The following is a 19183-nucleotide window of genomic DNA, read 5'->3' as shown; positions in this document are numbered from 1 at the left end:
CACCAAGGAGGAGCAGATGCGGAACTACCTTTTCAACACGGATATCGGGACCTTCGAGATCCGCCAGGCCGGCCACGAGCGTTACCAGCTCTGGATCGATGAGGAGATGCTCGGCGAGTATGAAAGCCCGGAGAAAGCGGCCGCGGATGTCTCCGCCTTCAATACCGACTATCCCGAGTGGGACCGGCTGGAAAACGAGTACGGCAACGTCCCTGCAGGCCTGGCCGACTGGAGCAGCGTCACCGAGACGATCCCCGAAGCCTGATGGGTGGTGCGCAGCAAGACGGCGCGCACCGTTTTATCGCGGACTGCCACCTGGGCAGGCTTGCCAAATACCTCCGTTTCATGGGGTACGACACCCTCTTCTTCCCGAGCATTCCCGACACCGAGCTGATCAGCATTGTCCGTGACGGGGAACGCACCATCCTCACCCGTGACGCCGCCCTCGCCCGTCGCAAAAACGTGCCGGTCTATCTCCTCCGCGCCGTCGAGCTCCACGACCAGTTGCGTGAACTGTCGGCGCGTTTCGGGTTGGGAGTCGGCGGGGATGCGCACCTGCGCTGCCTGATCTGCAATGCCCCGCTTCTGCGCGTCTGTCCGGCCGCCGTCCGCAACGCCGTTCCCGAAACAGTCTATGCGACCTTCGACACCTTCAGGCAGTGCCCCGAATGCGGCCGTATCTACTGGCACGGCGATCACTACCGCAACATGCTCCGGTTTCTGGAGACGGCCCTGTATCCAACCGGCGAAAGCTGAGCCGCACTCTTTTTCCTAACGGGCACGGACCGATCAGGCGGCTTCGGCCCGCTCCTTGTACTTCGCCAGCCGGTAGGCCTGCTCGAGGTTCGCGCCGATCATCGCCACGACCGCTTTGTCGATCTTCCCGGCGTCGGCCATCTCCTGCAGGATGGCAAAGGCCGCATCGGGCGTCATCGCTTCGCGGTAGGGGCGTGTCTGTACCAGGGCCTGGAAGATATCGGCGACGGTGACGATCCGTGCCTCGAGGGGGATCTCCTCCTTCTCAAGGCTGTAGGGGTACCCTCCGCCGTCGAGCATCTCGTGGTGCAGCGAGGCGATGCGGGCGATCTCCCGGAAACCGCGGATGCGCCGCAGGATCATGTTCGAATCGAACCCGTGCCGGTTCATAAGCATCTTCTCCCCGTGGTTCAGCTGCCCTTTCTTGTTCAGGATACTGTCGTCGACCCGCAGTTTTCCGAGATCATGCAGCAGGGCGCCTATCTCCACCGTCTCGCGGGTATGTTCGTCCAGCCCGAACCCCCGGGCCAGGAAATTGGAGAGCGCCGCCACCCCGAAGGAGTGTTCGAAGGTAAAGGGGCTCTTCGCGTCGACGACGTCGGCGAACATCTGCGCCACCTCCCTGATGGCCGTAAAGGGCAGATGGAGGGTCTCCCCCCGTCCGACCCACTCGAGCAGCTGTTCCTCCAGCGGTTCGTCCGCCAGGTAGAACCAAAACGAGTTCCGGCGCGCGGCCGCCACGAAAGCGTCGACCAGCTCCGGGGCGAAAAAATTTCCCCTGTGCTCCAGGATGATCCGCTCGATCTCGTCGCTCTGCTCCAGGTCGGGACCCTCCAGCTGTACCCGAAGGGCATCGATGCGGTCAGCGAGGTAGATCAGGTTTGCCGCCTGTTTGACGCGCATGTCGACGGGCAGATGTTCCAGGATATCCCAGTGGGTATGGTGGTAGTAGACCGGCTGGGAGAAGCGTGCGAAAAGTTCCACCTTGCCCAGCAGGATGGCGCCGCGTTCGCAGTGGAACTGTTCATCCTTCCACTCCAGCTGTGTGACCAGGCTGCGGTGCGTTTCGGTCTTTGAAACGCCGCAGTCATGCAGCATGCCGATACTGATGATCTCATCAATAAAACCATCGTCGAAACCCGCCTCTTTCGCGCAGGCGGCCGCCATGAACGCCACCCGTTTACCGTGACGCGTGTCGTCGATGCCGACAAGGTCGAGGGCTTCGGAGAGGGCGTAAATCACTTCGCGTAAATTGAGCTCGTATTCCATCGTTAACACTTTTTGTTAGTACTTTTCTATTAACAAGATAATAACACATTCTGTGGGCGGTGTAGTATGTTACGGCGCTCTTTTTTTGTGTTTTTTCCCGCAGAGCAGCTATAATGCCTCCATGCCTGTCCCTATGACGCCCTGCCCGTTTCCGTTCCGCCTGAAGGCCCGATGCCGATGATGGAGCGCTACACCGCCGATACCGATCGCTTTGAAGAGGATGAAGAACCGCTATGGCAGCGCGTGCAGCGCGAAGATGCCGAACGCGCGGCCATCGCGGCGTCGCAAAGGGAAAAAACTGTCTACCGCGAAGGCGACCAGGTCGGCAACTTCCTGTTCGTGCGCTATATGAAGGCGAAGAACCGTGCGGTCTTCGCCTGTCCCGACTGCGGCAAGAAGTTTCAGTACAACGTCTACACCATCAAGCAGAAAAAGCGCTGTAAATGGTACAAGGTGCACACCTCCCCAAAAGGAAAGCAATGACCGACGAAGAGAAACTGTTCGAGATGGTGGAGCGCTGCGTCGCCGACGCCGTGCTGGCCCTGGAAGAGGAGCAGCCCCTCGTCCCCTTCGCCAAGCTGCTGGCACAGGACGGCAGCGTACGTGAACTCGCCTGCGAAAGCGGCGAAGAGAAGCAGTGCTACGAGCAGCTGCTCGAGCGCCTCAAGGGGGAGGTGAAGATGGGGGACGTCGATGCGGTCGCCCTCGTGGCCCGCGTTACCATCCCCGAGCAGTACAGTGCCCCCTCGCCCCAGGGGATCCGCATCCACGTCGAAGAGAAGGCGCAGACCCACAAAAAGATCTCCGCCCGCCTGCTCTATGTCCCCTACGACCTCTTCGTCGCCGACGGCGAGGGCAAACGCAGCGTCATGCTGCACAACCCCATCGCCATCGGGATGCCGATGGAAGTCTACGGCACCCCGAACTGACCGGGAGAGGTTCCATGCACAGCGGCGTGCTTATTACCACCTTTGCGACCTGGCTGCCCCACCAGGCCTCCAATGCCTCGGATGACCTTCTACAACATTTCATCGACGCCAATGGCGACGCCTGCCACACCCTCCGGCATCTGCCGGTAGACCCTCAACGCGCACCCCGGATGGTACTGGATGCCTTTGAAACCCTCCGCCCCCGGGTCCTCGTCTGCTGCGGCATGGCCGAAGAGCGTGCGCGCCTGGAACTGGAATCCCAGGCCCGCCTGGGAGAGAGCATCCTGCGGACCGATCTCAACCTTGCCGCGCTCGCCGAGGGGCTCGCACTGACGGCCATCAGTAACGATGCCGGCGATTTTGTCTGCAATACGCTCTACTACCGCTCTCTGGAGCGGATGCGCGGTGCCGCCGGGGCGCACCACTGCCTCTTCATCCATGTCCCCGTTCTGACCGACGCCAATACGCCGCCGCTCACCGAAGCCTTTACACAGATCATTTCGAGACTGTCGGCACTGCGCTGAGCTTTCACAGCTTCTCCGGCTTGCACAGCGCACCCTTCTCCGCCGCGGTGCGCAGGCATTTCCTGCAGTAGTACTTTGAGGATCCCAACAGCTTCTTCAATGCTTTATCCGGCGTCTCGTTCGGCGCCAGTCTGATCTTGCAGAGGGTTTTCATACGGTGCTCCTCTCCCCCGTTTCTGTGACGCCCTTTTTCCCATTATAGCACTGCTCCAGGCAAAAGCGGCGGTTTAGCCCAGGGGGGTGATCACAGAGTCAGTATAGTTTTTAATTATGATTTATGGCTGTTTTTTCGGTAGAATCAATTCTATGTCCTTATAAAAGGAGCGCGCATGACAACGACAGTCAACGGTATCGATATCTGCTATGACGACCTGGGGGCCGTCGACAAGCCGACCCTGATCTTCCTGCACGGCTTCCCCCTGAACCGCACGATGTGGCAGGGCCAGGCGGATGCCTGCAAGGCGCTGTGCCGGGTCATCGCGTACGACCTGCGGGGGCACGGGGAATCGGAAGAAGGTGAAGCGCCCTTCTCGATTCCCCTCTTCGCCCGGGACCTTCTTGGGCTGATGGACGCCCTGCGCATCAAGCAGGCAACGCTCTGCGCCCTCTCCATGGGCGGCTACGTCGCCCTCAAAGCGGCGGAGATGCACCCGGAACGTTTCAACGCCCTGATCCTCTGCGACACCCAGTGCGCCGCCGATACGCCCGAGGGTCGCGACAAAAGGCTCACGGCCATCCGCGCCATCGAAACGGACGGGGTGGAACCCTTCGCCGAGGGACTGCTGGGCAAGCTGCTCGCGGAACCGACCTTCGAGCAGCACCCGGAGACGGTAGAATCGGTGCGGGAGATGATCACATCGAACTCCCAGCACACCCTTGTACGCTCTCTGCGCGCCATGCGCGAACGCGACGAAACCTGCAGCGGGCTCCCACGGCTCACCCTTCCGGTGTTGCTCCTCGTCGGCGAGGCGGACAAGATCGCCCCGCCGGACGCATCGCACTACATGCACGACGCCCTCCCGGACGCCGAACTCGTCGTTATCGAAGAGGCCGGGCACCTGAGCAATCTCGAGAACCCCGAGGCATTCAACGCCGCGCTGCTGGATTTTCTCTCCCGGCACTGCGGCAGGGGCTAGCCCGAGATCATCTTCGAGGTGATCCCTTTCTGGTCGCGGTTGTCGGCGACGAAGACCCCGACAATGTGCAGGGCGACAAAGGCGACGATGGCCCAGGCGACCAGCTCGTGCAGCTCCTTGACCGACCCGGCGACATCTTTGGCAAGGCCGATATCTTTGTAAAAGTGGATAACGAGCCCGCTGACGGCCATGAACGCCATCACGGCGTAGAGCACCTTGTAACCGCGATAGACCCACGCCATGTGGCTGTTCTCCGGCGCGTAGCCGAATCCCTCTTTGACAATCATCACCAGCCGCCACAGCACGAGCACGGCAAACGCGTAGCCGAGGATGATGTGCCACTCCCACATCGGCGCGCGCACCGCCTTGGCCAGGGCCGCCGCCTGTTCCGCCGTCACGGTAATGCCAAAGGTCTCAAGCTTCTCCAGCAGGATCTGCGAATTCGTATGCCAGCTCAGAAAGGTCTTACGCAGGAAAAAGGTCCCCAGCAGACCGAGGACGACGACGGCGTTGGCCCAGTGCCAGACGCGCAGTTGTAACGAGTAATCTTTCATGATCTCCCCCTCCGGTTAAATATGACAATTATACGCCATATTCCTCAAACCTGTGTATCCGGGGCGTAAATGAATGTAAACAGTGAAGGTGCCCGGCGGAGGCTCAGCACGCCTCCCCGGCCATGGGGATGCGGATCGTGAAACGGGCACCGGTCCGGTCGTTCTCCGCCGAGATAGAGCCGTTGAACTTCTGCTCGATGATCTGCTTCGTCATGTAGAGCCCCAGCCCCGTGCCCTGGCTTTTGTGCTTGGTCGTAAAATAGGGGTCGAAGATCCTGTCGATGATCGCTGCGTCGATTCCCCCGCCGTTGTCGCACACCTCGATGACGTAGTCCGATGCGTCGACGAAGCCCCGGCACCGGATAACGCCCGCTTCGACCCCGTTGTTCTTGATGGCGTTGGCCGCGTTCGAATAGAGGTTGATGAGCGCCTGCTTGAGGTTGTTGAGATAACCGCAGATCCGTATGTTCTCCAGGGCGGTCTCGTAGCGGATCCGGTTGCCCATGATGGAGCTGATGACGAGGTTCTGCATCGATTTTTCCAGGTCGTCCATGCAGAAGGTGTTGTCGCCGTCGTCCTCCTGGTAATAGAAACGGAAATCGTCGATGGTGTCCGAGAGGTACTGGATGATCTCGCTGCACTGGGCCTGGAACTCCTCGAAATCACTCTCCCGCTGGGCGTTCCCTTTCATAAGCATCTTGACCGACATATCGGTCATCAGCAGCCCCAGGGTGTTCAGAGGCTGACGCCACTGGTGGGCGATGTTGCTGATCATCTCCCCCATCGCGGCGAACTTGCTCTGCTGGTAGAGCATGTTGTCCTTCTGGCGGCTCGCCTCGATCTCCTCGCTGATCCGCGCCTCGAGGTTCCGGTTGATCGCTTCGAGTTTCCGCTCCGCCTCAAGCTGTTCGGTCATATCGAGGCTGAGGCCGACCAGCCCGCTGACCCCCTGTTTTTCATCTTCGACCCTTGTTTTGACAATGAGGACTTCATGCACCTTTCCGTCGGTAAACGGGATCTTTTCATAGGAGAGGTGGGGTTCGTCCTGCTGGAGGGCCGCGGCATCCGAACACATACAGCTCTGCGCGATCTCCGGCGGGTAGAGCGGTTCATAATGCGGCACCGAGAGGAAACGCTCCTCGCTGATGCCGATGGCGTCGCAGAAGGCCTTGTTGACGAACTGCAGCCGCCCGTTGACATCCTGGGACCAGATCCCGATGGGGGCCGTATCGAGGATGGTCCTGAAGGTGAGGCGTTCGTTCGGGGCCATGATCTCCCGTGCACGCTCCTCCTTCACCCCCATGCAGCGCGAAACGACATGGCCGCTGGAGAGCTTGTAGAGGTAGCCCTCCTGCCAGAGCCTCGTCTGACCGAAACAGGGGACCAGGGTGATCTCCTGCGGCTCTCCCGTACGGTAGACCTCTTTGAAAAAATCGAACAGGGGGCGCGTCGCATTGACCGGGAAGAGCGTGGAGAGTGCCTCGGCGACGTGTGCACCCACCTCGAAGTGGCAGAGGCTCTTCCCCTTTTCATTGATGTAGACGACCTTGAAGTCATCGCCCTGCGCTGTCGGTTCAAACACGGTGATCCCGACATCGATCAGGTCGAAAAGCTCTTCAAAATTGAACATGCATCTCCTTCTGCACTATTCTAACGTAAAGGAGGTACGGGAAAGGCACAGCAGTAGGGGTGGGCGGACAGCCCTGTCACCAGGCGCTACACCCTGCCCCCACGGGGCTTATAACATCACCTTCCGCACGGTGGGAAGCGCGCCTTCCCGGTGAACGGCCATGACATATTCGGGCGGCAGGCCGGCGGCGCAGTAGTCGATATCTTCGGCGTTGAATTCGGGGCGGGAAGGGTCGAGGAACTTCTGCACGGTCTCGCAGCCGTAGATGCGCCGCCGGACCTCATCGGCCTCCATCGCCTCCCCCAGCAGCAGTGAACGGATATACTCCGCGCAGGCGAAATCCTCGTCCCCCGTCGGGTGGGACGCGACGAGGTTTATTTTCGCAGTGCTGTTGCCGTAACGCGCTTTGAGGTACAGCGCCGTCGCCTCGGCATTGGAAAAGCCTGTCAGCAGCACCGTCGGCGCCCCCAGCGAGTGCAGCGCCGCCTTGACGCCGTTCGTCGTCTTCTGTACGATTGTACGGCCTTCCAGATCGGCGGAGGCGAAGCGGACGGGAGAGTTGTCGAGGTCGAACCCCGCAATGGGTAGACCGCCTACCTCTCCGGCCAGCAGCACCTCCGGCCGTTCCTGTCGCACGGCAAAGGCCGCCTCGACGTCGGGGACGAGGAGCATTTCGGCGGCCCCACGCAAAAAGGCGTAATGCGCCACGGTAAAGGCCCGAACGACGTCGATGACGACGTTGACCTCCGACGGGGGAAGCGCAAGGTCGTTGCCGCGAAAGATCTCAACCCGGGGTGTCACTGTTTACTGTTTCTCCTAGAGGTAGCTGATGTCGTCCGAGTGGATCCGTTTGAGGTCCTCTTCGTCCAGTCCGTCATAACTGTAGACGAAACAGGCCGGTTTCGCTTTGACGGTCTTGTGGACATCCCAGAAGGTCTCCATATCCTTGACGATGATCACCTTCTCGGCGCGCAGCTCCTCCAGCGGAAGGCCGACGAGACCGTGGGAGAGTGTGATCGTAATAAGCTCCATCATTTCGCTGTTGATGATGATGGGACCGTTGCCTTTGAGAAGAACGACTTTCGGATGCGTTTTGTTTTGCACGGGGGAGAACCTTTTTTTTGACTCCCCTATTACAAAAACCGTTCTATCCCCACCCTCAGTTGCCGAAAACTTTCTGCAGCAGTTCTGTCGTCCGCGCCGCAGGGTCGTTACGGATCGCTTTCTCTTCGTCGGCAATGACCGTAAAGAGGCCGTCAACCCCTTTGGCCGTGATGTAGCCGTCGAGGTCGCGCGGGTCGTACTGCGTCGCGTTGCTTTCACCCGACAGCGACCCCAGCAGTGCCGTCACCCCCGTCTGCTCCAGCACCGGCGCGCCGTAACTGTCGTAGGTGTCAACCATCGTCTTGTAGTACTGCGTCACCTCGGTCTCCTGGGTGTACTGCTGGACAATGGGCAGGATGGCCGCCTGCAGTGCCGGGCCGGAGTGCTCGCGGAAATACTCCGTCGCCGCGTTGTCCGGACCGGTGAGGATCTTCTTCGCATCCTCGATGCTCATGGCGGAGATGGTATCGGCAAAGATCTTCGCCGTCTCCGGCACGGCCTTCTCCGCCGCCCGGTTCATCGCCGTGACGAAGTCATCGGCATACTTGCCCATCCCCGCCTTGCGCAGCCCCTTTTCGACCATCATCAGCTTTTCCGGCACGGGGATCTTCACCAGGCTGTTCCCAAGGAACCCGTTCTCCTGCCCCAGCTGTTCAATCGCCTGTTTCACACCCTTGTTGAGCGCCTCGCGCAGCCCGCCGTCAATGTCCGTGATCGAGAGCCCGGATACATCCTTCGTCTGCGTCTCTCCCGAAGTCGTTTTTGTCACCGTTTCCATAATGGAGTCAAACAGTCCGGCATTGAGAGTCTGGGTCGTGAGCACTACGGCTAAAGAAGAGGTCATTAAAAGTTTTGAAATATGCATAGTTGGTCCTATGGGTTCGTTTGTCTAGCAGTATGCCATAAAGATCGCAATACGCAATGATTGGAATGAGAATTGCTCATCCGATGTAAAAAGGAGAGTCATGATCCCGGAGGAGCATTACGACAACCTGCAAAAAAGCGCACCCAAGGTGGCCGAAAACATCCATGCCATTACCGAGCATACCTTTAAAATCCTGCTGACGGAGCATCCGGAACTGAAGGTGCTGTTCCAGGGGGCCAAACCTAATATGCCCCAGCAATTCAGTTTTGCCGTCATTGCACTGACCAGCTTTATCGACCGCCCCGAAAAGATGAAGACGTATGCAGAAAAATTCAAAGCCATGTATCCCACCGCAACGCGCGAAGAGTTCTCACTCATCTTCGAAGCACTGCTCAAAGGCATGAAACAGGTTCTAGACCGCAAAGCCCCGCCAAAAGCCATCAACGCCTGGGACGCCGCACTGACGCATCTTAATCACGACTATCTGCAGAGCGAAATTACCTAATTTTAAATAAGCTCGCCGATGATTCCCTTAACGACGAACAGAACGAAGATAGCCACAAAAAAAAATAGCGTGCTTAAATGCTTGAAGACAAGACATTAACAGTGTCCACATCGCCTCTTTACAAACGATTGATGCATACAAAGAGACTATAGAAGTCAGATTAACCATTAGTATGATCAGTGGTATATTTGTTGCATGGCTGACAACTCAACATCCAACTATGTGCTTCTTTCTTCCAACCTTCGTCATTTTCAAATACATTAAAAAACGGGTCTTGGATCATTAAAGGCTCATAACCCTCCTCAAGCATCTGCGATCTATCCACAAGATATAGGAAATAATCTTTGCGTAGGACTCTTGCAGTGTCGACTTCATTCTTTGACCAATAAAACTTTACCAATGTATCAAAGGATTTTACTTCTATAAAGCGATTGATAAGAACAGATGTATCCATATGAAAGGATTGGATATCGTATCCCGCTGACACATCTTCTTTCGATACTTGCTCGATTTTATCTTTTTGCGGATGAGCATACAAACGCTTCAATTCAAACGCAAGTACAAACTCTTCTGCTTCTTCCCCATAAACCTGCTTTTGCTCGAGATCTTGTTTCAATTGTTCAATCGTCTTTTTAATCTTCTTAGACGAGTTAACAATAGCGATTACACTGTCATGAAATACATCCAAATAATCTGCATTAATTATCAGCAAGCCATTAATGAGTTCATGTCTTTGAAATAAATTGGACTCAAGAAAGAAGTTCTTAAAATTGTATAGTTTGAAAGGAATACGGCTCTCTTTTACAACGTAGGTCTTAAGCTCTCTATCATAAGTCAAACTATCACGAGTAAATAAAGTGGACAACATATCTGCAGCATCGAGCATTTGAAATAACATTTGGAGGAACTGCCGTGTGAATACATCTACTTTTGTACAATCAAGCATATTTTCTATCGATAACACATCATCTTCACTTTTTGAAGCGATTTTCATTGCAAACAGCAAATCTAAAATGCCATAGAAAGACTCCCCTAGCTGCAATGAGGACTTTAGACAATACGCTTGGAGATCTTCCATATTCACACTATGTGCATTGATTAAGCCATAGATATAATATACCTCTCCAATATTTCCCAGCTTACGCTTTAGATGATGTTCTTGCAACATAATCCCTTATCAGAGCCTTGATATCATCAGTCATATCTTCTTCATAATCCATGTTCATATTAATTAAAGGGATTTCTTCATTCTCAATAATCTCCATCATACGACGTTCTTTGTCAATCAACCTCCTATGGATCGTCTCATCAATCGCTTCTTTTGAAAGCACATAATAATAGTTGATCACGTCTTCATCTTTCAGTCCATACCGATGAATACGATCTTTTGACTGTAAATATCTAGATGCATTGAAATCACGTTCTAGATATATTGCATTATGACAGGCCTTATGCAAAGAGATCGATTCCCCTACTGCAAAAGGATTTGCTATTATCACCTTATAAGGGCTATCTTCCTTATGAAAGCCACGAATGATTTTTTCTCGTGTAAGTTCATCTTCATCAATATTTTCATTTTCACTGGGAACATCTCCACGTAATAATCTTGAATCGATTCCTTCAGCTTGAAGAAGTTCCTGTAGATAATCCATATTATCAATGAAAATAGTCCATACAATAACTTTTCCTTTTGGACCATCTTCAGCAATAATCCTCTTAATTAACTCTATAGTTTTTAAAAACTTTGGTGGTACTTCCTGATTTTTATAGTCAAGGATTTGTCGCATAATTTCTGAATCATCAACATCCAAGTAGTTTTCTTCAGTGGAAATATTCATTATAGCTTTACTCAACAAAGCTGGATTAGTAGAGCATTGCATCATCCTGATCAATTTTGCTTTATTCAATTCACTACCAACAGACAGCCCCTGTGACTGTGTCTGCAAAGATTCAATATATTTTTTCTCGATGAAATCATAGATACTTCTCTGTTCAGATCCCATATCAACATAGATTGGTGGATTTTCTATTGGTAAAGGCAGCCCTAAATCAGATTTACGAATTCGAATAAAAAAAGGTGCAATATTTTGAATAAGTTGATCAATCATCTTTCTAGTACGGGGCATTGCATAGTTCTTCGTCATATCATCAAGATGATGCAAAGAAAAACCTAATACATTTTTGTATGGCCAAATAAACTTATAAAGATTGTAGATATCTTTATAGCCGTTTGGGACAGGAGTACCTGTCAAAACCACTCGAGACTTTGCATACTTTGATATTTCTAAAGCACTACTAGCCCATATACCATTTTCAGTATTCTTAATCTTATGTGCCTCATCGAGAACCACCATAACTCTATTTTTTTTCAAGAAATGATTGATATCCTCTTTAGAACTTGCAAGACTTTGATACGAAATCAAAGTAATTTCACTTGTATGCTGAGAATAGAAATAATTCTGCCTTTCAGTCTTTGAAAGCTCCCCTGAAATTCTTTTAGAAGTGGCTGCTTGACCAAAACAAGCTACAAACTCATCTTCCCAAGGGGCAAAAGCTGCTAAAGGGCCCACAATCAGTATTTTGTTTACTGACTTAGGATTATCATGAAGCATACTCTTTAAAAAACAGTAAGCTCCATACACAATTGATGTCTTTCCGGCCCCTGGCACAGAAAAGTTACATGCATTCTGGGAAAAAGCGAGATGATATGCGGATAGTAATTGAATAGGATAAAGAGTCCGAACCATGTTCATTTCAAGAGTATTAGTAAAAAAACTAAAATCTGCAGAATCACATATATTGTTTCGAATCTCATAAGCTTTGATAGAAAATACATCGAACTTTTCATGTTCTGACTGCATATCATATAATTCAGACTCTACACTTGCACTTTGGCCATAATTAAAATCAAACTTCTTGAGGAGCTTAACAATCTCATTAAACTTCTTTTCTTTACTCTCTTTTACATCAAGTTCAAAAGGTATTCGAAGGCTATCTTTTCCAAAGACAGTCCCAATACTCTTAAAATTTGATCTTGCACGCCTATTTGATGAAATGCAGTCTATTGCTCCTTTGAGCTCATAGATACCTTCATCAGCTAAAATATCAAGAGTAACCGTACTCATCTTATTTCAATAATTTTTTAAATTTGTAAGTCAAATTATTAATCTCATGGACAAGCTCTTTAACAATATCATCAGTATGAAAAGTATCAATATCCGTATCTATCGCTTCTAGTGTTTTCTTCGCACGTTTTAATAACACAACAGGTGATTCTTTTTCTTTAATGTCTTCGACTTGTCGAATCGAAGTATTCAAATTCCCTTTTAGCAGACCTGTTACTTTGTTAGTCCAATCATTATCCCGACTTTCGAGAATCTTACCTAGGTCTGCACCTTCAGCTGATTCTTTTAACTCATCAACACTAGGTTCTTCATCTGTAATAGAATTGACTACCTTGAAATGATCATCCCTATATTCTTCCCAAACCTCTTGGTTACAGAATATACTGCTCTTACTTATTTTGCCAATATCCCTATACGCTTTACCATCACCACTAAATCTGGCTCTGATATGGTCAAAATAGACTTGCTTTAGATCATCAATATCATCTTCTTCTGGAGTCCAATCAGGGACGATTGAACCTTTTGTATAGCCTCTCAAATATTTATGGACATCCACAAATATACCTTCTGTTTTATCAAGACGCGTATAGATGTCATCGTATCCAAGGCCCTCAAGATAATCATCCATCAGTTCCATTATTTCAAGCCATTCTTTGACTTTAGCTGGTTTTTCAGACATCATTGTCGCAATTTCATCTTCTGTAAAGCGATGGATTTCTTTAAGGTCTTTACACTTTAAATATTTTTCAATGGCGTTATAATCAACTTTCTCATCTACTCCCATTTGATAAGTAGTTTCTAGACGCATTATGTCTTTAGAGCTTTCAGCAATAGTCTCATCCAGGACTATCGCTCGGAAATACTTTGGGTTCTCTTTTTTATCTGTTAGCAATTTGTTAAGTAGTGAAGCCCGTCTATTCCCATCAATGATTACACCATCTTTGGTCACAATTCCGGCCTCTAATTGTCCATGGTCATCCAGGTCTTTTAAAGTCACTTTATTTCTGTGGATCTGGGACTCCCACAAAAAACCTTCAAGTTTTACCTTTCCCTCTTCTGTCTCAGGGTGTATTGAACCATATTGCCGTTCATGCGACTTCACATAACTGGATATTCTGCCATTGTATTTATTGTAAATAAGATAATCTAGATCAATTTTATACACAGGCAATGTCTGCGTTTCATTCTGATATACGATAGTCTTCTGTGAGACTGGTTTGGCTGTTTTCTTTAGATTATCCAAATATTCAATACGCAGTTCGGCGTTCATCCATTGACCTTTGCATTTTTGAGATTATTTTAACCAATATATAATAACCTAAACAAATTATCTCTGGCATTTTTATAATCTCTTTTTGATATTCAACATCTAAAGTTCGTTCTAAATCATGAAATCCAATTCTATTTTCTAAAAAACCTTTCACATTCTCCAAGAGCTCCATCGGACCCATCACACTCAACTCTTTACGTTTTTGTTCTGTCATACAAAAAATACGCTGAAATGAATCGGAATCAGACAACTTTGACTCATGAGTAAATATAAAATCATCTATACTTTGCTGCCATGACCGTGGAAACATATCAATATGAATTAAAGGCTTATAGACTTTTGCATTAGGCCCTTGCGAATAATGTACTTCAACATCCCACCTATACTTTTGATTGTCAAAATCAGAACGGTAATTAGTTAATTCAACACGCATTGCATTTATTTTTAAATAAGGAATGTGATATTTAAATTTAGCATTTAACTTTTTGGGTTGCTCTATATTCAGTTTAAAAACTTGCTCATTAAGATTCAAAAATTTCTGGTTTTCATCAAACAATCTAGGCTTATATTTTCTTTGTATACGTAAACCTTCTCGTCTACCTATCGCCTTTGCAATTGCATACGACAATCTTGGTGACACAGCGTTTCCTACAAGTTTGTACTTCAAGGATTTACTGTCACCATAAAACCTATAGTCAATTGGAAAGCTCATAATAGAAGCTATCTCACGGACTGTAGGTGAACGATAGCTATTATCACCATGTGCATATATCAAAGCTTCTCTTGTCGCATGAGACATTGTAGCCATGACTGTACGAGATGGCCTAGACACATCTTCAGGAAACGACATTCTTCCCATGTAGCCTTTATCTTGCTTCATCCTTTTAGCTTTTTTCCATTCAAATTCAGCAATCTCACGTATATAATGATGATCAGTGACTTCTTTTGAAGGCATTTCAAATCCATAGTTTGGATCAATAATAGTTGACTCTAAGTCTTGTAGTGGTGCCCCCAGACATTTCTGGATATCACCGACCGTCTTGGCAGCTTTTTTGTCTCTTATGAGCTCTTGAGGTTCTGGAAAGTCACCACACAAGTATCTAAGTCGTTTTGAAGCCACGCCAAACATCTTGGCATTATAGACCTTTGAAGACTCATGTTTCACTTGTAAAGTAAAGTCACCTTCCAACCCTAAGTCTGCCGCACTATATGAAGACTCTATATATTTTTCTACATTAGGTACGTTTTCCAAGACCCAATATTTAAGTATTGAATTTTGTTTAAACTTTTTTCGAGCAACTATCCTCAAATAAGCTTTGATCAGTGCGATACCCTCTGTCTTATCTGCTTTTCCAGACTTATTTGAATTTGAAAAAAATGTACATGGCGGCGATCCTATTATCACTTCTGTATCGGGAATTAATTCATGAAATTCATCATCAGGCAGATTCGATATTGTGATAACATCACCAACTCGAGTTTTAGCCTTTGGATGGTTCATATGGTGAGTCAAAACTGCTGGCTCCCATTTATCAACTGCAAACACAACATCAAAACCAGCAAGATGAAAGCCTTCTGAAAAGCCACCTCCACCACAAAAGAAATCCGCTACTCTATATTTTGTCACTATACAACCGATTCTATTAATTATTATTCTTTGCTTCTAGCATCTTTTGTATTCTATCTACAAAACGCATAGAATCTTTTTTTATTTGACATTCCCATATAACCAAAACTCTCCAATGTTCTTTTTGTAACTCTTTGATTTTTTTCTTATCACGTTCTACATTTTTTTTGAATTTCTCTTCCCAAAATCCTCTATTAACTTTAGGCATTGACGGGTTACAATATGGACATCTATGCCAGAAACAACCATTTACGAAAATTGCAATCTTCTTACCTGGGAATGCGATATCTGGTTTTCCCGGAGCTTTTTTCCAGTGCAACCGATAACCTTTAATCCCACTATGCCAAAGTGCTTTTCTTAGTAAAATCTCTGGTTTAGTATTTTTTGCTTTTATTGAACTCATCGTTTTAGATATTTGTTCATTTTCAGGAATAGGCGCACGCCCATCCCGACAATATTGCTTTTTTGTTTTCATAATCTCAATATAACTCATAGTGTGCAAAAATATGCAAGTATTTAATACTTTAGTATATCTCCTTCACTCGCCCTACTTCGCCGCTCATGAGGCGTACTTTAATGCCGTGCGGATGCGTGGCGCTTTTGGTGAGGATGTCGCGGACGATGCCGTCGGTCAGTCTACCTGTGTCCTGGTCCTGTTTCAACACGATGGCGACGCTCAATCCGAAGCGTATGTTCTTTCGCTGTCTGGGGTCCGGCATAGTTTCTTTTCTCCTACAATATGTTTCCGTCTATGACGGATTGACCTCTTGGGATTCCCGTTTCAAAGAAACGTAACCAATCCTCTGTTCATTCCTTTCTTTTTACAAAGAAACGAACCCAAAGAAAATCGTCGTTACGCGAATCGCTCGCCCTTCTCGGCTTTATGCCTTCAGGGCGGCTTTCAAGGCACGCTTAACGACACTTGGCCTATCGATTTTATGCGCTTCGGGAACCGAAGCTAATTGAAAAGTAAAGAGCTTCGACACGTCGAAGTGCATTAATGAAATGGACCCTTGGGCCTTGAGCGCGATCCTTATAAGCCATCCCGGAGGCATAAAGCCGGGAGGGATGAGCGTTTCGAGAAAGGCCGCTTTTTGCGCTACTTTTTCTAAAAAAGTGGCAAAAAAACTTGTAGTTCATTCCTTTCTTTTTACAAAGAAACGAACCCAAAGAAAATCGTCGTTGCGCAAATCGCTCGCCCTTCTCGGCTTTATGCCTTCAGGGCGGCTTTCAAGGCATGCTTAACGACTTTTCGCCAATCGATTTCATGCGCTTCGGAGGACCGAAGCTGACTGGAGAAAAAAAGATTTTACACCAATCGCTCAAAAAGCTCCAGGATCTCTTTTTTCATCTCATCAAAACTCTTTACCTCATGCGTCAAACCGTGCAAGCCCTCATCCCGGTAGCGATCATAGGGACGGTGCTCAAAGGCGTGCAGCCACAAAGCAAACCCCTCTTTGCCGCGATAGGCCGGTTCGTACTGCTCAATCAGCCGCTTCGTCTCCTGCGGCGAATATTTTGGATCGTTCAGTCCGTAAAACGACAGCATATCGAAAAGGTCGCGGGACTTTGAACGTTTGTAGAACATCAATGATTTGAGTTTGAAAATCGTCTCTGGCCCGGCGATCCTGATGTTCCCGATCGTCGTAAAGTCGTTTTCGGCCAGGATCTCCCTCGTGCCGGTCCCTTCTCTGCCGTCGAAAAACGTCACACGGACATTGCCGATCTTCCAGTTTTGCAGATAATCTTCGACGCGCTCGCCGTGAATTTCGAAGTCATCGATGACACCCTGGGCCGGTGCAATAAAATCAACGTTCTCCTCGCCAAGCACATCCACGCAGTCGGAGATGAATCCGGCTATCGAGTCAAGGGGGAGATCTGACACCGTACAGAAATCGAGGTCTTCCGATATGCGATGCTCCAGGTGGTACGACAGTGCCGTACCGCCGACCAACCTGAAATCGTGGTCGCGGAACAGCGCATGATCTTGAATATGAGGCAGCAGCTCCCTTATGGACTCCGTCACGCGGCAGCGACCATCTTCTTAATACGGAACAACTCGGCAAAGCCGGAGGTCTGCCGCTCGGCGGCCTGGAGTACGGCCTCTTTTCCGTAATGCGCGACCAGCCATTTCGCCTCGCGCTTTTTCGGATGGGCCAAAAAATTATCTATCGTCGGAAACGGACGATTCATATAAAAATTCTCAGGGTCCTCCGCGTAGGCAATCTGCTCCATCGCCTCTTCATACGCCGCATCGCCGCTGGGTCGGATGCGTTTCCGGGCCGTTTTTTTCAGCCGCTCCGCCCCGAAGAGTCTGAGCATGGCCTTCGTGTCATCCTCGTCCGGTTGATCAAGGTAGAGCGTGATGATCTTGTCGATCTCGACGGGATCGCCGTCTTGAACCGACCATAAAAGATCGCGGCCGAAGAGCTTTTTATCCAACTTGATTTTTCGGGTGACAGGGGAGTATTTCGGTACATTGGACTGCTCGCGGATAAACTTCATTGCCGTCTCACCGTCAATAGCGCGCAAAAGCATCGCCAGCGATTTCTTGTCAGGGTCCCGCCCCCAATCGCTGAGGGTACTGGCAGCGATACCGAATGTTTCTTTGATCTCTGATGTCGTCACAGCATCCCCTTTCAGAAGGTATATTTTATTTGTATTTTACACGATATTCGTAAAATATACAAGTTTTACTGTTTAGCTCATTCACATTTATTCCCTTTATTTACAGCATCCCCTCCTCCCGCAGACTGAGAAAACCGTCCCTGGTCAAAATGACATGATCCAGCAGCTCTATTCCCAACAATGTCCCTGCCTCCTTGAGGCGCCGGGTAACCGCGACATCCTCCCGGCTCGGGACGAGCTGGCCGCCGGGGTGGTTGTGGGCAACGATGATCCCCGCCGCCCGATCCGCAACGGCATCGGCGAAGACCTCGCGGGGGTGCACGAGGGACTGGTTGAGGGTCCCGATGGAGACGACGCGCTTCTCGATAAGGTGCGAGGCCCCGTCCAGGGCCAGGGCGAGAAAATACTCCTGCTTCTTGGACCCGTAATCGTGCAGCAGTTCGTAGACATCCGCGGCCGAAGTGATTTTGACGTGCTGCTTAATGAGATAGCGCCGGGAGAGCTCGACGGCGGCGAGGATCTGCGCAGCTTTTGCCTCGCCCATGCCGTGGACGGAAGTAAGATCGTCGAGCGTCAGCCTCTCGAACGACGTGTCAAAGATGCCTACGATCTCCTTCGAGAGCTTCAGCACATCCTTGCCCGGCACCCCGCTGCCGAGCAGCACCGCCAGCAGTTCGTACTCCTTGAGGGCAGAGGGACCTTTTGTCAACAGTTTTTCGCGGGGCTTGTCGCCTTTGTAGAGTTCCTGGAGCTTTTTCATGCAATAATTCTATCGTAATATAACTATATATGTTATATTAAGTTTCAACAAAACCGAGATGAGTTTCTGCCTATTGATTAACGTGCTTCAGTCCCTGAAGCTTTGTACTTTCATATTCGCTTCGACACGTCGAAGCGCATCCAATCAACTGGGGCTTGGCCTTGAGCATTCCTTATAAGCCATCCCGCAGGCCTATGAGCGATTTGCGAAAGACCGCTTTTTACGCTACTTTTTCTAAAAAAGTGGCAAAGGAATACACTCTATTCATTCTTTTCTTTTTCATAAGAAAAGAACCAAAAGAAAATCGTCGTTGCGCGAATCGCACGTTCCTCTCGTCGTATGGCCTACGGAACGGCTTTCAAGGCACGCTTAACGACAGGTTGCCTATCGATTTGATGCGCTTCGGGGACCGAAGCTATTATTGAGGATATATAGCTTTGTCGCCGCATGACGCTGCATTGTTCGTATTCTCTTCATCAAAGGTCGCTTTTACGCACTGTT

The 19183-nt window shown here is 49.8% G+C and carries 23 protein-coding genes; 7 read left to right on the top strand and 16 right to left on the bottom strand.

Going from position 1 to position 19183, the window contains the following annotated elements; translation table 11 throughout:
• The first annotated feature begins 16 nt into the window (after positions 1–16).
• Both ACXWTF_RS05975 and ACXWTF_RS05970 read left to right on the top strand, forming a co-directional pair.
• Entirely contained in the window at positions 17–265 is a 249-nt protein-coding gene (locus tag ACXWTF_RS05975; RefSeq protein WP_461714094.1) for a hypothetical protein, read from the top strand.
• Entirely contained in the window at positions 265–756 is a 492-nt protein-coding gene (locus ACXWTF_RS05970) for a Mut7-C RNAse domain-containing protein (protein ID WP_461714093.1), read from the top strand. The genes ACXWTF_RS05975 and ACXWTF_RS05970 overlap by 1 nt, the downstream gene beginning before the upstream one ends.
• 33 nt (positions 757–789) lie before the next feature.
• On the opposite strand, the gene ACXWTF_RS05965 is transcribed toward ACXWTF_RS05970, so the two are convergent.
• Positions 790–2025: an HD domain-containing phosphohydrolase gene (locus ACXWTF_RS05965; protein WP_461714092.1), complete on the bottom strand. Its 1236-nt coding sequence runs from the start codon at positions 2023–2025 to the stop codon at positions 790–792.
• A gap of 177 nt (positions 2026–2202) precedes the next feature.
• Between ACXWTF_RS05965 and ACXWTF_RS05960 the strand changes: the two genes are divergently transcribed.
• The 3 genes from ACXWTF_RS05960 to ACXWTF_RS05950 are packed head-to-tail and all read left to right on the top strand — an operon-like array spanning position 2203 to position 3478.
• Complete coding sequence (locus tag ACXWTF_RS05960; protein ID WP_461714091.1) at positions 2203–2508, top strand: hypothetical protein; 306 nt, start codon at positions 2203–2205, stop codon at positions 2506–2508.
• On the top strand, positions 2505–2954 hold the full coding sequence (locus ACXWTF_RS05955; RefSeq protein ID WP_461714090.1) for a hypothetical protein: 450 nt from the start codon (positions 2505–2507) through the stop codon (positions 2952–2954). The genes ACXWTF_RS05960 and ACXWTF_RS05955 overlap by 4 nt, the downstream gene beginning before the upstream one ends.
• 14 nt (positions 2955–2968) lie before the next feature.
• Positions 2969–3478, top strand: a complete 510-nt coding sequence (locus ACXWTF_RS05950; RefSeq protein WP_461714089.1) for a pyroglutamyl-peptidase I family protein — start codon at positions 2969–2971, stop codon at positions 3476–3478.
• A gap of 4 nt (positions 3479–3482) precedes the next feature.
• Here the strand turns inward: ACXWTF_RS05950 and ACXWTF_RS05945 are convergent, their stop codons facing one another.
• Entirely contained in the window at positions 3483–3632 is a 150-nt protein-coding gene (locus ACXWTF_RS05945; protein ID WP_461714088.1) for a hypothetical protein, read from the bottom strand.
• A gap of 175 nt (positions 3633–3807) precedes the next feature.
• Between ACXWTF_RS05945 and ACXWTF_RS05940 the strand changes: the two genes are divergently transcribed.
• Positions 3808–4614, top strand: a complete 807-nt coding sequence (locus ACXWTF_RS05940) for an alpha/beta fold hydrolase (RefSeq protein ID WP_461714087.1) — start codon at positions 3808–3810, stop codon at positions 4612–4614.
• Here the strand turns inward: ACXWTF_RS05940 and ACXWTF_RS05935 are convergent.
• The 5 genes from ACXWTF_RS05935 to ACXWTF_RS05915 all read right to left on the bottom strand — a co-directional run bounded on the left by ACXWTF_RS05935 (position 4611) and on the right by ACXWTF_RS05915 (position 8746).
• Entirely contained in the window at positions 4611–5168 is a 558-nt protein-coding gene (locus ACXWTF_RS05935) for a cytochrome b/b6 domain-containing protein (RefSeq protein ID WP_461714086.1), read from the bottom strand. The genes ACXWTF_RS05940 and ACXWTF_RS05935 overlap by 4 nt on opposite strands.
• 103 nt (positions 5169–5271) lie before the next feature.
• On the bottom strand, positions 5272–6798 hold the full coding sequence (locus ACXWTF_RS05930; RefSeq protein ID WP_461714085.1) for a sensor histidine kinase: 1527 nt from the start codon (positions 6796–6798) through the stop codon (positions 5272–5274).
• Positions 6799–6906: 108 nt separating this feature from the next.
• Complete coding sequence (locus ACXWTF_RS05925; protein WP_461714084.1) at positions 6907–7599, bottom strand: 2-phosphosulfolactate phosphatase; 693 nt, start codon at positions 7597–7599, stop codon at positions 6907–6909.
• Between the two features lie 15 nt (positions 7600–7614).
• Positions 7615–7902 (bottom strand): hypothetical protein, encoded by a 288-nt coding sequence (locus tag ACXWTF_RS05920; protein WP_461714083.1) that lies wholly within the window; start codon positions 7900–7902, stop codon positions 7615–7617.
• Positions 7903–7957: 55 nt separating this feature from the next.
• A complete protein-coding gene (locus tag ACXWTF_RS05915) occupies positions 7958–8746 on the bottom strand; it encodes a DUF4197 domain-containing protein (RefSeq protein ID WP_461714082.1) in 789 nt (262 codons plus the stop codon).
• A gap of 121 nt (positions 8747–8867) precedes the next feature.
• Here ACXWTF_RS05915 and ACXWTF_RS05910 point away from each other — a divergent pair, with 121 nt between their 5' ends.
• The gene (locus ACXWTF_RS05910; protein WP_461714081.1) at positions 8868–9272 is read left to right on the top strand and encodes a globin family protein; all 405 of its coding nucleotides are present in this window, start codon (positions 8868–8870) and stop codon (positions 9270–9272) included.
• Positions 9273–9432: 160 nt separating this feature from the next.
• Here ACXWTF_RS05910 and ACXWTF_RS05905 read toward each other — a convergent pair whose 3' ends face one another.
• From ACXWTF_RS05905 to radC, 9 genes are all read right to left on the bottom strand, one after another.
• Positions 9433–10350, bottom strand: a complete 918-nt coding sequence (locus tag ACXWTF_RS05905) for a protein NO VEIN domain-containing protein (RefSeq protein ID WP_461714080.1) — start codon at positions 10348–10350, stop codon at positions 9433–9435.
• 61 nt (positions 10351–10411) lie between these two features.
• The gene (locus tag ACXWTF_RS05900) at positions 10412–12397 is read right to left on the bottom strand and encodes a DEAD/DEAH box helicase (RefSeq protein ID WP_461714079.1); all 1986 of its coding nucleotides are present in this window, start codon (positions 12395–12397) and stop codon (positions 10412–10414) included.
• Position 12398: 1 nt separating this feature from the next.
• On the bottom strand, positions 12399–13667 hold the full coding sequence (locus tag ACXWTF_RS05895) for a hypothetical protein (protein ID WP_461714078.1): 1269 nt from the start codon (positions 13665–13667) through the stop codon (positions 12399–12401).
• Positions 13645–15294 carry a DNA cytosine methyltransferase gene (locus tag ACXWTF_RS05890; protein WP_461714077.1) on the bottom strand — a complete coding sequence of 550 codons (1650 nt, stop codon included), beginning with the start codon at positions 15292–15294 and terminating at the stop codon, positions 13645–13647. The genes ACXWTF_RS05895 and ACXWTF_RS05890 overlap by 23 nt, the downstream gene beginning before the upstream one ends.
• Positions 15295–15310: 16 nt before the next feature.
• Complete coding sequence (locus ACXWTF_RS05885; protein WP_461714076.1) at positions 15311–15769, bottom strand: very short patch repair endonuclease; 459 nt, start codon at positions 15767–15769, stop codon at positions 15311–15313.
• A 49-nt stretch (positions 15770–15818) separates the two neighbouring features.
• The gene (locus ACXWTF_RS05880) at positions 15819–16013 is read right to left on the bottom strand and encodes a YwbE family protein (protein ID WP_231021224.1); all 195 of its coding nucleotides are present in this window, start codon (positions 16011–16013) and stop codon (positions 15819–15821) included.
• Between the two features lie 590 nt (positions 16014–16603).
• On the bottom strand, positions 16604–17320 hold the full coding sequence (locus tag ACXWTF_RS05875) for a nucleotidyl transferase AbiEii/AbiGii toxin family protein (RefSeq protein ID WP_461714075.1): 717 nt from the start codon (positions 17318–17320) through the stop codon (positions 16604–16606).
• Positions 17317–17922 carry a hypothetical protein gene (locus tag ACXWTF_RS05870; protein WP_461714074.1) on the bottom strand — a complete coding sequence of 202 codons (606 nt, stop codon included), beginning with the start codon at positions 17920–17922 and terminating at the stop codon, positions 17317–17319. Before ACXWTF_RS05870 ends, ACXWTF_RS05875 begins: the two co-directional genes overlap by 4 nt.
• Positions 17923–18022: 100 nt before the next feature.
• Positions 18023–18682, bottom strand: a complete 660-nt coding sequence (radC, locus tag ACXWTF_RS05865; RefSeq protein ID WP_461714073.1) for a RadC family protein — start codon at positions 18680–18682, stop codon at positions 18023–18025.
• Positions 18683–19183 lie beyond the last annotated feature (501 nt).

This window comes from Thiomicrolovo sp. ZZH C-3 (assembly GCF_054862725.1).
The sequence above is the reverse complement of the archived record's forward strand: the minus strand, read 5'-3'. Positions and strand labels throughout refer to the sequence as shown.